Consider the following 14,121-nt stretch of genomic DNA (forward strand, 5'->3'; position numbering starts at 1 on the left):
CGAGTAAACCAGATATAAGACTATGAGAAGTATAAAGAAAATACACAAAGCGGTAAGCTCACCAATTGCTGACCTTATTACCTATAGGGCCTTGCCCACAAATACTATAGATCATATTGATCCATTTTTATTCCTAAATCACCACGGATATCAAAAATATCCCGAGAACAATAATGGATTACCCTTTGGACCACATCCCCATCGCGGATTTGAAACTGTAACTTTTATCTTAAAAGGTGATCTTATCCATAAAGACAGCACTGGGTGGCAAAGTGTAATAAAAGCCGGAGGAGTGCAGTGGATGACCGCGGGAAAAGGACTTATCCACGCTGAGATATCTTCTGAAGAATTTAAAAGAAATGGTGGAGAATTAGAACTTCTTCAGCTTTGGGTAAACCTACCTGCCAAACATAAAATGACGGAACCTAACTACAGGGGACTCCAAAAAGAAGATATTCCGGAGGTAAATATAGATAATGGAAAAGTTAGCTTAGCTGCCGTTTCAGGGAATTGGGAAAATACAAAAGCAGCTTTTCAACCTTTAAACGACATTCAGCTAGCTACTTTACATTTTGATAAAGGTGGTAAATATTCAGTAGAAATTCCTGCAAAAAGGAATATATTCTTTTATGTAATTAAAGGAAAACTACTGGTAAATGGCAAGGAAGCCAAAATTCATAATCTGGTAGAATTTGAAAATGATAGCGAAAGTATGGAGATTGAGGCTTTAGAAGAAAGTATTTTACTTTTAGGGCATGCAATACCTTTTAATGAACCTATTGTAGCCCAGGGGCCTTTTGTTATGAATTCCCAACAGGAAATTCAACAGGCCTTTCTGGATTATCAAAATGGGGTTTTTGGAAATTGGAATGGCTAAACTTCTTCCTGGTTTAAGTAATTAGATTTATGGTAATCCTCGCATATTTCACGACCAAAAGCCACTACTCTTTCCCAATTTGTAAACTCAATAGGCTTTTCTGTTTTTGTTGGTCCGTGCGTTAATTTCATAATTAATTTAATCATCAGCTTATCTAAAAATGAATAGGATTTATAATCGAGTTTTCCCGCAAAAACACTTATAAAGTCCGGCTTCCAATTCGTTTTCTTCAAGAATTTAATCATATAAGGATTCGTATCGGGCGAGTTTTTATCTTCTTTTCTGGCCACGAGGTTAACCGAGAAAAAGGCAGTTTTTATTCCGCTTAAAGACTGTTTATGTTGTTTAAGGAATTCAAAAATTTTATCGCTGTGTTTTCCATATCGAATACTGGCTCCAATAACCACAGTATGAAAATCGGCTAAATTGGCTTTAAAATCATCTACAGCATAAAGCTCTACCTGAATTTGCTGCTCGTTAAATACATCATACAGTTTTTTACAAATCTTTAGCGTATGCCCATCTACAGAAGAATAAATTATTCCAACTTTTTGCTTCATTAGGTATTAAATTTTTAAAAGATGAATATTTAACCAGCGAGAATTTACACTACATAATTAAACAAAAAAACCTCCTTAGCAAGAACTAAGGAGGTTTTTATTTATGATAAATTTAGAGAATTACTTCCCTTCCATTTTATCTTTTAAAGCCTGAAGATCGGCATTAACATCACCAATAGTGGTTTTGTCATTGTTTTGCGAAGCTGCTTTTTTAGCTGCCTGCTTAACAATTTGCTGTTCTTCTTCTTTGTGAATAGCCATATGTGATGCTACCACTCTCTTGAATTCTTTATTGAATTCAATGATCTGGAATTCTGCAGATTCACCTTTGGTTAATTTGTTACCGTCTTCTTTTTCAAGATGTCTGGTTGGAACAAATGCAGTGATATCTTCATTAAACTCTATAGTCGCTCCTTTGTCTACAATCTCTGCAATCTCTGCGGTATGTTTTGTACCAACAGCGAATTCAGTTTCGTATTTATCCCAAGGATTATCCTCAACCTGCTTGTGACCAAGGCTTAATTTACGACCATCTACGTCTAACTCAAGAACTACAACCTCAAGCTCATCACCTACATTTGTAAATTCTGATGGATGCTTAATTTTCTTAGTCCATGATAAGTCAGAGATATAGATAAGTCCGTCAATTCCTTCTTCCAATTCTACGAATACACCAAAGTTGGTGAAGTTACGTACAATTCCTTTGTGTTTAGAACCAACAGGATATTTAGTAGTAATATCTGTCCATGGGTCTGGAGTTAATTGCTTAATTCCAAGAGACATTTTACGGTCTTCGCGATCTAAAGTTAAAATTTGAGCTTCAACTTCGTCTCCAACATTTACGAAATCCTGAGCTGAACGCAAGTGCGTGCTCCAAGACATTTCAGAAACGTGGATAAGACCTTCAACACCATCGGCAACCTCAATAAATGCACCGTAATCCGCGATTACAACTACTTTACCTTTTACTTTGTCTCCAACCTTAAGGTTTTCGTCAAGAGCTTCCCATGGGTGTTTGCTTAACTGCTTAAGACCTAATTGAATTCTTGTCTTCGCTTCATCAAAGTCAAGAATTACCACATTTAGTTTCTGATCAAGCTCAACGATCTCATTTGGATGGTTGATACGAGACCAGCTAAGGTCGGTAATATGAACAAGTCCGTCAACACCTCCAAGATCAACAAATACTCCGTAAGAAGTGATGTTTTTAACAGTACCTTCAAGTACCTGACCTTTTTCAAGTTGACCGATAATTTCTTTCTTCTGTTCTTCGATATCAGCTTCAATAAGCGCTTTATGAGAAACCACAACGTTTTTGAATTCGTGATTGATTTTCACCACTTTGAATTCCATTGTTTTTCCTACATAAGCATCGTAATCACGAATAGGCTTCACGTCTATTTGAGAACCTGGCAAGAATGCCTCAATTCCAAATACATCTACGATCATACCACCTTTAGTTCTGCATTTTACAAAACCGTTTACGATAAGACTTTCGTCGTGAGCTTTGTTTACACGATCCCAGGCCTGGATTACACGAGCCTTACGGTGAGAAAGAATTAATTGTCCTGTAGAATCTTCACGAACATCTATCAAAACCTCAACGTCGTCACCAACTTTAAGATCTGGATTGTAACGAAATTCGTTAAGTGAGATAACGCCTTCACTTTTTGCGTTAATGTCTATAATTGCATCACGATCGGTAATATTAATTACTTTACCCGTTACAACTTCGTCATTTAAAGTGTCTACGAAATTCTCTGCAACCAATTGCTCAAATTCTTCTAACTTCTCATCATCAATTGGGTCTATCCCCTCTTCATAATTGTGCCAGTTAAATTCTTTAAGAAATTTCTCAGGGTTTTCCTGTTGCTCTGAAGGAGCAGGTTGCGATGATGTAGCCATTCCAGCTACCGGTTGAACGTCAAGATTTTCGTCCTGAACGTCCTGTTTTTTGTTATCTTCAGCCATTGCTGATAAAAAATTTGTATCCTGTATTCTTCGGAAAAATTAAGCAAATGAAACACAGAAGTAGTTATGATTTTGATTTTCAACCCCTTTTGATTTTCCGATTCTTCGCCAAAAAGGGCTGCAAAAATACAACTTATTTTTCTTTTCTCAAACCTTAATTAGTTTAAAAACAGCTCGCTTATTCTTCAATTTTATTTCTGGCCAGTTTTACTACTTTTTCAAACTGTTCTTTCAAATTCAAATTAGAATTATCAATTTCTATAGCATCTTCTGCTTTTATTAATGGCGAATCGTCTCGTGTAGTATCCAGGTAATCCCGCTCCTTAACATTGGCCAATACATCTTCAAATTTAACGTCCTCTCCACGATCTCTTAATTCGTTATACCTACGTTCTGCGCGCTTTTCAGTAGAAGCGGTCATAAATAATTTTAAATCGGCATCAGGGAAAACCACCGTCCCAATATCACGACCATCCATAACCACTGCTTTATTTTTACCAATTTCCTGCTGAATTTCTACCAACATCTTTCTAACCTCGGGCACTGCTGCAACTTTACTCACTTGCTGAGAAACCTCCATTAGCCTAATTTCCTTTTCAACATTTTCTTTATTTAAATGCACTTCACCATAACCCACCTCTTTATTAAATACAAAACTGATATTAATAAACGGTAAATGCCTTAATATGGCTTCTTTATCAAAATGGGTATCACTCACCAACAATTTACGCATAAGGTATAAGGTAACAGCCCTATACATAGCACCCGTATCTACATATACATATCCAAGCTCTGCTGCAAGTTGTTTGGCCACGGTACTTTTTCCGGTAGAAGAATAACCGTCTATGGCAATAGTTATTTTTTTACTCATAATTTAGTTTCTATAGGAATGGCAAAATTAGGTAAAGCTTTACTCTCCCTGAAATTTTCGCTGTAAATAAAAAAGCTGTCTAAAAAGTCCTATTTATTTTAAACGTCAAGCTGAACTGGTTTCAGCTTCTAACATGAAAACAATTAGAATCGTGTTAGGTTCTGAAATAAATTCAGAATGACATTTTAAAAATAAAGCTCTCTAGACAGCTTTTAAACTAATTAAAGCGTCTTGGCGTTTTTCACTTTTTGGTTAGTGATTGCCAAATCTATAACTTCACTCATTTCATTTACATAATGAAATGTAAGTCCTTTTAAATACTCTTCCTTAATCTCTTTAATATCACGTTCATTCTCTTTACAAAGAATAATTTCTTTAATACGAGCACGTTTAGCTGCTAAGATTTTTTCTTTAATTCCTCCTACCGGAAGCACTTTCCCCCTTAGGGTTATCTCTCCGGTCATGGCAATGCTTTTCTTTACCTTTCGTTGTGTAAATAAAGAAACCAAAGAAGTAAGCATGGTAATCCCGGCACTAGGCCCATCTTTTGGGGTAGCACCTTCGGGCACGTGAATATGTACGTTATATTTTTCAAATACCGCAGGGTCTAAACCAAGTTCTTCGGCATTAGATTTAATATACTCCATCGCGATGGTAGCCGATTCTTTCATTACTTTCCCTAGGTTTCCAGTGATGTTTAGATTGCCTTTCCCTTTAGAAAGTATAGATTCAATAAAAAGGATATCACCACCAACTTGTGTCCAGGCCAAACCTGTTACTACTCCGGCAACTTCGTTGTTTTCATATTTATCGCGCTCCAGCCTTGGGCTTCCCAAAACCTCTATAATATCTTCATTAGTAACCTTAATATTGTATTCTTCTTCCATCGCAATATTTTTGGCCGCATGACGCACCATTTTTGCGATCTGTTTTTCCAGGCCACGAACACCTGATTCCCTGGTGTAACCTTCCACAATTTTTTCTAATTGTGGCTTGGCAATTTTAATATCCTGTTTGGTTAAACCGTGTTCTTTTAATTGCTTTGGAAGTAAATGCTGTTTGGCTATTTCTACCTTTTCTTCTATGGTATAACCGGTAACGTTTATAATTTCCATACGATCCCTAAGTGCGGGCTGAATGGTATTTAGTGTATTTGCCGTGGCCACGAACATTACTTTAGAAAGATCAAATCCCATTTCTAAGAAATTATCGTGGAATTCACTGTTTTGTTCAGGATCCAAAACTTCCAATAAAGCCGAAGAAGGATCACCGGCGTGGCCAATACTTAACTTATCTATTTCATCTAAAACAAAAACAGGATTACTGGTTCCTGCCTTTTTAAGCGATTGGATAATTCTACCCGGCATGGCACCAATATAGGTCTTTCTATGTCCACGTATCTCGGCCTCATCACGCAAACCACCAAGAGAAATTCTTACATACTCTCTACCCAATGCCTCGGCCATAGATTTACCAAGCGAAGTTTTACCAACTCCGGGAGGACCATAAAGGCAAAGTATAGGCGATTTCATATCGTTCCTTAACTTAAGAACCGCTAAGTATTCAATAATCCTCTTCTTAACATCATCTAGACCATAATGGTCGCGATCCAGTATTTTTTTGGCTCGTTTTAAGTCGAATTTATCCTTGCTGAATTCATTCCAGGGCAAATCTAAGAAGAGGTCCAGGTAATTTCGTTGAATAGAATACTCGGCAACTTGCGGATTCATCCTTTGCATCTTGGAAAGCTCCTTATCAAAATGCTTTTGCACTTTTTCGCCCCATTTTTTATCCTTGGCACGCTGACGCATTTCTTCAAGTTCATCTTCATGAGATACCCCACCAAGTTCTTCCTGAATGGTTTTCATTTGTTGATGAAGAAAATATTCGCGCTGCTGCTGGCTCATATCGCTTTGCACTTTGCTCTGAATGTCGTTTTTAAGTTCCAGTTTTTGAAACTCAACATTCATATGTCGTAAAGTCGCCAGGGCACGTTCTTTAAGATCGTTTGTTTCCAGTAGCTTTTGTTTATCCTCTACTGCAAGGTTCATATTAGAAGAAACAAAATTGATTAGAAACGAAGAACTTTCAATATTCTTAATAGCAAAAGAAGCTTCGCTAGGAATATTTGGGCTCCCTTTAATAATTTCAAGTGCAAGTTCCTTTATAGAATCTATAATAGCAGGAAATTCTTTATTGGCAATATCTGGCCTTGCCTCCGGAACTTCCTTAATGCTAGCCATTAAATAAGGATCTTCTTTTACAATTTCGTCTATTTCAAAACGCTTTTTACCCTGAATAATCACCGTAGTATTCCCATCAGGCATTTTTAACACTCTCAAAATACGTGCTACTACCCCGGTACGGTAAATATCTTTAGCCGTAGGGTTTTCTACCTCTTCGTCTTTTTGAGCAACAACCCCAATTATCTTTGAACCATTATTGGCCTCATTTATTAATTTAATTGAAGTATCTCTACCTGCCGTTATAGGAATTACAACCCCCGGAAACAACACAGTATTTCTTAAAGGAAGAATTGGTAATGTTTCAGGCAATTCTTCACGGTTTATCTCCTCTTCATCTTCAGGCGTCATTAAGGGAATTAAATCTGCATCCTGATCTATATCTTGTAATGACAAACTGTCAAAACTTGTTAATTTTGTTTTAGCCATAATTTATTTTAGGTCAAACTGTCACAACAGCCTATGGTTCTTAATCTTTTATATTTTGGCAAAGCCTTGTTCTTAATGTGCTATGCGGCTTTTAAAGCAATTTCTATTACAAGTAGTCAATTCTTATGCCAGCGTGTTTTTTATATTTTTTTTCTGAAAACTGTAACAAATCAAAATACGAGCTATCTTTATTATAGAAGCCAGATAGTTTTTTAATTGATTTCAACCATCACACATATTAATGATCTTGTTGCACAATGCCAAAAAGGCGACCAGCGTGCACAAATGGAAGTGTATGAACGCTACTATAAAGCTATGTATAATACAGCACTTCGAATTGTTAAAGATACCGCTGAAGCAGAAGACATTATGCAGGAAGCGTTTTTAAAGGCTTTCTCAAAAATAGATAGTTTACAGGAGGCTTCCACTTTTGGTGCCTGGTTAAAAAGAATAGTCATCAACCTAAGTATTACTTCTTTTAACCGAAAAGTAAAATTAAATGAAGTAAGCTATAACGATGAGTTAAAAAATGAAGCAAATGAAAGCGAGGGAATTATTCTTGAAAAGGATTCAAAAAATGAAAAGGTAAAAAAGATTTTAAAAACCTTACAAAGCCTTAAGGAAAATTACCGTATCGCCCTAACCTTACACTTAATTGAAGGCTATGATTATGAAGAAATTGCCAGCATTTTAAATCTTAGTTATGCAAATAGCAGAACTACGGTTTCAAGAGCTAAAGAAAGTTTAAGAAAAAAATTACAGAAAGATGAAAAATGACGATATAAATACGCTTTTTAAGGAGCTGGATTTTGATATTTCAGAGCCGGCTTCAGGGCACAAAGACAGGTTTAAGAAAAAGCTCGAAGAGCAACATAGCCAATCGAAAAAGCAGAAGCATGGCAGGCTTACAAGAAACCTTTGGGGCCCACTATTTTCGATAGCTGCTATTCTTGCAATAGCTTTTATGGTTTTCACGGGAATATTCAATGAAAATTCTATTCAAAATAAAGGTGATCTAGCAAGTGTTTCCCCACAAATGAAGGAAACAAAACAGTTTTACACCCAGCTTATTGAAACTGAACTTAAAGCCCTAAATGCCGAAAACAGCCCGGAAACCGAAGCTATTATAAACGATGCTTTAACCCAGCTGGAAAAACTGGAGAACGAATACAAAAAACTTGAAAAAGACTTGCAAGATAGCGGCCAGGACAAAAGAGTTATTTATGCGATGATCTCTAATTTTCAGCAAAGAATAGATCTTTTAAACCAGGTGCTTGAGCAAATAGACAATATTAAATCCCTAAAAAATCAGAGCAATGAAAACTATATTTAACCTTATAACGCTAGCCTTACTCCTTCCGGCAGTAACTTTTTGTAATAGCGATTTAAACGGCCGGCATACCAAGACTAAAAAAGTCACAAAATCTTACAATGTAAGCGCCACCGACAAACTCACTATTGATAACAGCTACGGAAATATTGATATTTCTACCTGGGACCAGAATAAAGTGATTATTGAAGTGAACATAAAAACCAATGGTGACGATAAAGAGAAAGTACAAAAGAAACTGGAAGAAATAAACATAGAGTTTAACCAGTCTTCTTCGGGGGTGAGTGCAAAAACCCATTTTAAAAAAGAAGAACAGTCCTGGTGGAGTTCACTTTTTAATAGTTCCAATAATGTAAATATGGAGATTAACTACGTGATAAAGGCTCCCGAAAGACATAGTTTAGATATTAAAAACGATTACGGCGGAATTTATATAGACCGATTATTGGGTAATGCGAAAATAAGTTGTGATTACGGCAAAGTAGACATTGGCGAATTAAGAGGAGCCTCGAACATACTAAGTTTTGATTATACACGAAATAGCCATATTGGATATGTTAGAAATGCCGAAATAAACGCAGACTATAGCGGATATATAATTGAAGAAGCCGAAAAGCTATATGTGAATGCCGATTATACCGATTCACAAATTAAAAAAGTGGCTCAGCTTGATTTTAATTGTGATTATGGTAGTATTAACATAGAAAAAGCCAAAAAAATTGTAGGCAATGGCGATTACCTGAGCACCAAAATAGGACGTGTTTTTGAATCTTTAGACCTTAATTTAGATTATGGCTCAGCCAGTATAGAAAAGCTTATAAAAGGTGTTTCTAAAGTAGAAATAAACACCGATTATGCCGGGGTAAAACTAGGTTACGACGGCGAACACCCCTTTAATTTCACTATAAAATCTTCATATGGAAACGCAAAAGGCCTGGAACAATTGGAAATTAAAAAGCGTCACGACAAAAATACCAGTAAATTATATGAAGGCTATCACCTACAAGAAAACACCGGAAATTCTATTTATATAAACACCAATTACGGAAATGTAACTTTTAATAAAAACTAACTATTCATCAATCAAAAAAAACACATCATGAAAAATCTATTTTTAATTTTATCAATATCATTTTTAACTATAACTCCTGCCCAATGCCAATGGTGGAGCAGTAATAACAGTATTAAAGGCAATGGCAATTTAACTTCAGAAAAAAGAAATACGGGCAACTATGATGCAATCTCACTCGTAGGCTCTATGGATGTTGAATTAATTGCGGGTAGTGAGGGTAATTTAGTTGTAGAAGCCGAAAGCAATTTACTAGAATATATTACTACAGAAGTTAACAATACAACTTTAAAAATTTCGGTAGAAAAAGGCTATAATTTAAAGCCTTCCCGAAATAAAGGAATCAAAGTAATTGTTCCTTTTAAAGATTTAGATGCTGTAGAAGTAACCGGATCAGGTGATGTATGGAACACCCATAAAATAAAAGCCAAAAAGTTTAACACCCAGGTTACCGGTTCTGGTGATGTTAAATTAGACCTGGAGGTAGAAAACCTGATGGGAAAAATTACCGGTTCGGGAGACATTCTTTTATCGGGAAAGGCCAGGGATTTTAACTGCAAAGTAACTGGCTCGGGAGATTTTAAGGCCTATGATCTAAGAGCTGATAATGTTGAAGCCACAGTGATGGGATCAGGAGATATCCAGGTTTCAGCAAATTCTAGCTTAAAAGCCAAAGTTATGGGCTCTGGTGATATTAAATATAAAGGTAATCCTACTAACCAGGATTTTAAAACCTCGGGGTCGGGTTCCATTTCTTCAAATTAAGCTTGTAGATATAATTTATTTGAAAAAGGAAAATTGCTTACATCCTGTCTTTTAAGGCAGGATTTTTTATGGGCACCCTTAAAAGTAATATTACACCTGCAATAAAGAAAACCACTAAAAATAAAATTGAATTCCGTACGCTGCCGGTAATTTGTGCTACCATTCCATAAAGCAACATCCCTATAACGATCCCAATTTTTTCGGCTACATCATAAAAACTGAAATAACTGGCGGTATCTATGGTATTTTTTGGAAGCATTTTAGAATAGGTAGACCTGGATAATGATTGGATTCCGCCCATCACCAAACCTACTGAAGCGGCTGCTACATAAAATTGCTGCGGACTTACTATAAAAAATGCATAACCGCAAATTCCTATCCATATCAAATTGATAAAAATTAAGATTTTAATATTCCCAAATTTTATGGCCAATCTGGAAGTTAAGGTAGCACCAAGTACAGCCACCAGTTGAATTAATAAAATACTAATTATTAATCCTGTGGTTGCGTCCTGCTCTCCCCATTCCAATTCTTCAATTCCAAAATAAGTTGCGATAAGCATTATGGTTTGCACTGCCATGCTATAAACAAAAAATGCAATTAAATATCTTTTAAGTTGAGCATTGTGCTTAAGGCTTATCCATATACCACGAAGTTCCCTAAATCCGTTAAAAAGTACATTTTTGGTAAGTGTCGCTTTTTTGTTTCCTTTCGGTAAGTAAGCATAGGTGTATTGGCTAAAACCAATCCACCATAACCCGGTTAAAACAAAAGATAAGCGTGTTGGCAAAGCCTCACTTTCAAAGCCCAGAACCTCATAATTTAAAATCATTCCCAGGCAAATAACCAACAAGATAACACTCCCAATATATCCCAAAGAGAATCCCTGGGCACTCACCTTATCTTGCTGATTGGGAAAAGCAATATCCGGTAAATAAGAATTATAAAAAACCAAACTAGCCCAAAAGCCAATAAGTGCAAAAAAATAACAGAGTAACCCGAACCACAACTGTTCTAAGTTAAACCAAAAAAGACCAATACAGGATATAGCGCCTAAATAGCAAAAAAACTTCAGAAAATTTTTCTTATTACCAACATAATCCGCAATCCCCGATAAAAACGGACTTAATACAGAAACCACCAAAAAAGCAATTGCAGTCACATAACTAATAAGGGAATCGTTATTAAAACTTATTCCCAAAAAATCTACAGTATCTTTAAGAATAGCACCATTTTCATCTTTAACAATGGTTAGGGCTCCATAAAATATAGGGAAAATAGCCGATGAAATTACCAGGCTGTAAACCGAATTAGCCCAATCGTAGAAAGCCCAGGCACGTAATAATTTTTTATGCCCTTTGGGAAGTACATTCATTTATACCGTTTTTAAAAAGCCCTAAAATAGAAAAAGCTGCCTTAAAAGACAGCTTTTTACTATAATTTCTAAGTTATCTTGTATTAATAACTTGTTACGCCATATTTTCTGGCTTCGGCTTTAGCTTCCGGAGCCCATTTTTCTAAATTGTTAATCCTTGTTTGGTTAGACGGGTGAGTACTTAAGAATTCCGGTGGGGCCTGGCCGTCGTTTTTGGCTGCCATTCTTCTCCATAAATCGGCAGCTTCATCGGGATTATAACCGGCTATAGCCATTAAAGTCAATCCAATTCTATCGGCTTCTGTTTCATGACTACGGCTAAAAGGCAACATTACTCCAAGCTGCGTTCCCAAACCATAAGCCTGAGCAAAAATTTGCTGTGTCTCCTGACTTCTTCCGCTTACCGCTACCGAACCTGCTACCGCACCAAGTTGTTGTAATTGGGCTGCACTCATTCTTTGTGCACCGTGGTCTGCAAGCGCGTGAGCAATCTCGTGTGCCATTACTACGGCTACACCTGTTTCGTTTTCTGCTACAGGTAAAATTCCGGTAAAAAAGACTATTTTTCCGCCGGGCATAGCAAATGCATTAACCGCGTCATCTTTTACCAGGTTGTATTCCCATCTAAAATCTTCCAAAAATCCCTGGTAACCATTGGCATTTAAATACCTTTCGGCAGCAGTTTCTATTTTATTACCTACACGTTTAATCATTTGTGCTTCCGCAGTTCCCCTTATCACTTCATTTTCAGACAAAAATTGATCGTATTGCTCAAACGAAGCGGGAAATAATTGATCGTTAGAAACAAAATTCAAATTCTTTTCTCCAGTAAATGGGTTTGTCTTACAAGCTACTACAAGCAGTAAAACAACCACCATACTCATTGATTTTATAAGTCTCATGTTTATTGGTTTAGTTTTGTTAAAATTACAAAAGCCACGAAAGCCTGCTTATTGTTTTAAGCATCATTTAACAAATAACAGGTTTTCAAAAACAATACCATATTTTACAAACCTCTGTATAAAGCTATTATTTATAGGCCATAAGCAAATAAGAAATATGTAAATTACCCGTTCTTATCATTAAAAAAAATGAGTCAGCAAAAAAAAGATCAAATCCCGGTACAAAGATTATTAGTACCCAATTATATAAGGTATACAGGAAGCTTACTTTCTAAACTTTCCCCACTGGCCGCCAGTAGATTTGCTGCGCAGCTGTTTTTAACGCCATTTAAATATAAACTTCCGGAACGGGAAAAAAATATGGATGAGCTCTCCAATCAATACCGAATTAGTATTCCAAAAACACAGCGAGAAATAGTAGTCTATGAATTTGGAGAAAGCAGTAAAAAAATATTATTGGTTCATGGTTGGAGTGGCCGAGGGACCCAGTTGGCCAAAATAGCCGAAGCCTTAAAAGCAAAAGGCTACAGCACTGTTAGTTTTGATGCTCCCGCCCACGGCAAAGCACCCGGACGAAAAAGCATGATGTTAGATTTTATTGATGCCATCCATCTACTGGATAAAAAGTATGGTCGTTTTGATGCAGTAATTGGGCATTCTTTAGGAGGTATGGCTACTCTTAGAGCTGTAAAGGAAGGCCTTGATACAAAAAAGCTCGTAATAATTGGCACAGCAAATAGTATAACCCACATAACCCGTGAGTTTGCCAGGAACCTAAAGATGAATAGAAAAGTAGCCGATAAGATGAAAGCCCATTTCGATAAAAAATTCGATATAGATTTAGATAGCTATTCCGGCGCTATTTCGGCTAAAGAGGTGAAAACACCCAGCCTTGTAGTACACGATGAGAACGATGTTGATGTAGAAATCTCTTCAGCCCACGATATTCACGAAGCGTTGGAAAACAGCGAACTATATATCACAAAAGGATTAGGACATAGGCGCATTTTGGGCGATCCAAAGGTAATTAACAAAATCACAACGTTCATCGCGGTATAATCTTTGTACTTTTAAAATAAAAACACATAACGGATATTTTATGCATGTACGCTAGCATGCACCGGAGTGGGAATTAAAATTTAAAAGCTATGAAAAAGATAATACCTATTTTACTGGCCATTTTTATAATTAGTTGCCAGGGAAATGCGCAAAAAGACCAAAAGAAAAATCAGGATAAATTTGAAGTTACCAAATCTGATAAAGAGTGGAAAGCACAATTAACCGATGCCGAATACCGGGTTTTACGAAAAGCAGCCACTGAACCTTCATTCTCCAGCCCCTTAAACGATATTAAAGAACCCGGAACTTTTGTTTGCGCTGCCTGCGGAAATGAATTATACAAAACGAAACATAAATTTATGAGCGGTACCGGGTGGCCAAGTTTTGACCGACCTATTAAAGGCGGGGTTGCTTATGGTACAGATTCTAAATTGGGATATCAAAGAAACGAGGTACACTGTGCCCGATGTGGAGGCCATTTAGGACACGTGTTTGACGATGGGCCTAGAGAAACCACCGGAAAAAGACACTGTATAAACGGAGTAGCAATGGATTTTAAACCGGAGAAAAATTAAGATTAACTTCAGGGTTTATCCCTTTTTCTGAAAGGAAAATGAAAAAAATAAGATTTCTGTCTACTGAAATAATTTAACACAAGCTGCGGAAATAA

Annotated in this window: 13 protein-coding genes; 7 read left to right on the forward strand and 6 right to left on the reverse strand. The window is 36.5% G+C overall.

All coding sequences use genetic code 11. The features are described 5' to 3' along the window. Positions 1 to 22: 22 nt before the first annotated feature. On the forward strand, positions 23 to 877 hold the full coding sequence (locus tag I6U49_RS09695; RefSeq protein WP_198628520.1) for a pirin family protein: 855 nt from the start codon (positions 23 to 25) through the stop codon (positions 875 to 877). Here I6U49_RS09695 and hemG read toward each other — a convergent pair. The 4 genes from hemG to lon all read right to left on the reverse strand — a co-directional run bounded on the left by hemG (position 874) and on the right by lon (position 6,951). After that, a complete protein-coding gene (gene hemG, locus I6U49_RS09700) occupies positions 874 to 1,437 on the reverse strand; it encodes a menaquinone-dependent protoporphyrinogen IX dehydrogenase (protein WP_198628521.1) in 564 nt (187 codons plus the stop codon). The two genes, I6U49_RS09695 and hemG, sit on opposite strands and share 4 nt — an antisense overlap. A gap of 120 nt (positions 1,438 to 1,557) precedes the next feature. Continuing rightward, the gene (rpsA, locus tag I6U49_RS09705; RefSeq protein WP_198628522.1) at positions 1,558 to 3,408 is read right to left on the reverse strand and encodes a 30S ribosomal protein S1; all 1,851 of its coding nucleotides are present in this window, start codon (positions 3,406 to 3,408) and stop codon (positions 1,558 to 1,560) included. 178 nt (positions 3,409 to 3,586) lie between these two features. Next, positions 3,587 to 4,279, reverse strand: coding sequence for a (d)CMP kinase (gene cmk / locus I6U49_RS09710; RefSeq protein ID WP_198628523.1), 693 nt, complete (start codon positions 4,277 to 4,279; stop codon positions 3,587 to 3,589). Positions 4,280 to 4,500: 221 nt separating this feature from the next. Beyond that, positions 4,501 to 6,951: an endopeptidase La gene (gene lon, locus I6U49_RS09715; protein ID WP_198628524.1), complete on the reverse strand. Its 2,451-nt coding sequence runs from the start codon at positions 6,949 to 6,951 to the stop codon at positions 4,501 to 4,503. Positions 6,952 to 7,167: 216 nt separating this feature from the next. On the opposite strand from lon, the gene I6U49_RS09720 reads away from it, so the two are divergent. Genes I6U49_RS09720 through I6U49_RS09735 form a run of 4 tightly spaced genes read left to right on the forward strand, consistent with a single transcriptional unit; the run spans position 7,168 to position 10,115 of the window. Next, positions 7,168 to 7,728 carry an RNA polymerase sigma factor gene (locus I6U49_RS09720; RefSeq protein ID WP_198628525.1) on the forward strand — a complete coding sequence of 187 codons (561 nt, stop codon included), beginning with the start codon at positions 7,168 to 7,170 and terminating at the stop codon, positions 7,726 to 7,728. Further along, positions 7,718 to 8,284 (forward strand): DUF4179 domain-containing protein, encoded by a 567-nt coding sequence (locus tag I6U49_RS09725; RefSeq protein WP_198628526.1) that lies wholly within the window; start codon positions 7,718 to 7,720, stop codon positions 8,282 to 8,284. The genes I6U49_RS09720 and I6U49_RS09725 overlap by 11 nt, the downstream gene beginning before the upstream one ends. Continuing rightward, complete coding sequence (locus I6U49_RS09730) at positions 8,268 to 9,353, forward strand: hypothetical protein (protein WP_198628527.1); 1,086 nt, start codon at positions 8,268 to 8,270, stop codon at positions 9,351 to 9,353. The genes I6U49_RS09725 and I6U49_RS09730 overlap by 17 nt, the downstream gene beginning before the upstream one ends. Positions 9,354 to 9,380: 27 nt before the next feature. Then, entirely contained in the window at positions 9,381 to 10,115 is a 735-nt protein-coding gene (locus I6U49_RS09735; protein ID WP_198628528.1) for a head GIN domain-containing protein, read from the forward strand. 37 nt (positions 10,116 to 10,152) lie between these two features. Here the strand turns inward: I6U49_RS09735 and I6U49_RS09740 are convergent, their stop codons facing one another. Next, a complete protein-coding gene (locus tag I6U49_RS09740) occupies positions 10,153 to 11,490 on the reverse strand; it encodes an MFS transporter (protein WP_198628529.1) in 1,338 nt (445 codons plus the stop codon). 83 nt (positions 11,491 to 11,573) lie between these two features. Continuing rightward, complete coding sequence (locus tag I6U49_RS09745; protein ID WP_193710840.1) at positions 11,574 to 12,392, reverse strand: M48 family metallopeptidase; 819 nt, start codon at positions 12,390 to 12,392, stop codon at positions 11,574 to 11,576. A gap of 189 nt (positions 12,393 to 12,581) precedes the next feature. On the opposite strand from I6U49_RS09745, the gene I6U49_RS09750 reads away from it, so the two are divergent. Beyond that, positions 12,582 to 13,451, forward strand: coding sequence for an alpha/beta fold hydrolase (locus I6U49_RS09750; RefSeq protein WP_198628530.1), 870 nt, complete (start codon positions 12,582 to 12,584; stop codon positions 13,449 to 13,451). An 89-nt stretch (positions 13,452 to 13,540) separates the two neighbouring features. After that, on the forward strand, positions 13,541 to 14,026 hold the full coding sequence (gene msrB / locus I6U49_RS09755; protein WP_198628531.1) for a peptide-methionine (R)-S-oxide reductase MsrB: 486 nt from the start codon (positions 13,541 to 13,543) through the stop codon (positions 14,024 to 14,026). The last annotated feature ends 95 nt before the right edge of the window (positions 14,027 to 14,121 follow it).

This window comes from Salegentibacter maritimus (assembly GCF_016236915.1).
Classification (GTDB): Bacteria; Bacteroidota; Bacteroidia; order Flavobacteriales; family Flavobacteriaceae; genus Salegentibacter; species Salegentibacter maritimus.

Excerpts from the sequence above, each read along its gene's own strand:
- I6U49_RS09740 (WP_198628529.1), bottom strand. The coding sequence starts at position 11,490 with ATGAATGTACTTCCCAAAGGGCATAAAAAATTATTACGTGCCTGGGCT.
- msrB (WP_198628531.1), top strand. The coding sequence starts at position 13,541 with ATGAAAAAGATAATACCTATTTTACTGGCCATTTTTATAATTAGTTGC.
- hemG (WP_198628521.1), bottom strand. The coding sequence starts at position 1,437 with ATGAAGCAAAAAGTTGGAATAATTTATTCTTCTGTAGATGGGCATACG.
- lon (WP_198628524.1), bottom strand. The coding sequence starts at position 6,951 with ATGGCTAAAACAAAATTAACAAGTTTTGACAGTTTGTCATTACAAGAT.
- I6U49_RS09725 (WP_198628526.1), top strand. The coding sequence starts at position 7,718 with ATGAAAAATGACGATATAAATACGCTTTTTAAGGAGCTGGATTTTGAT.
- I6U49_RS09730 (WP_198628527.1), top strand. The coding sequence starts at position 8,268 with ATGAAAACTATATTTAACCTTATAACGCTAGCCTTACTCCTTCCGGCA.
- I6U49_RS09745 (WP_193710840.1), bottom strand. The coding sequence starts at position 12,392 with ATGAGACTTATAAAATCAATGAGTATGGTGGTTGTTTTACTGCTTGTA.
- I6U49_RS09750 (WP_198628530.1), top strand. The coding sequence starts at position 12,582 with ATGAGTCAGCAAAAAAAAGATCAAATCCCGGTACAAAGATTATTAGTA.
- cmk (WP_198628523.1), bottom strand. The coding sequence starts at position 4,279 with ATGAGTAAAAAAATAACTATTGCCATAGACGGTTATTCTTCTACCGGA.
- rpsA (WP_198628522.1), bottom strand. The coding sequence starts at position 3,408 with ATGGCTGAAGATAACAAAAAACAGGACGTTCAGGACGAAAATCTTGAC.
- I6U49_RS09735 (WP_198628528.1), top strand. The coding sequence starts at position 9,381 with ATGAAAAATCTATTTTTAATTTTATCAATATCATTTTTAACTATAACT.
- I6U49_RS09695 (WP_198628520.1), top strand. The coding sequence starts at position 23 with ATGAGAAGTATAAAGAAAATACACAAAGCGGTAAGCTCACCAATTGCT.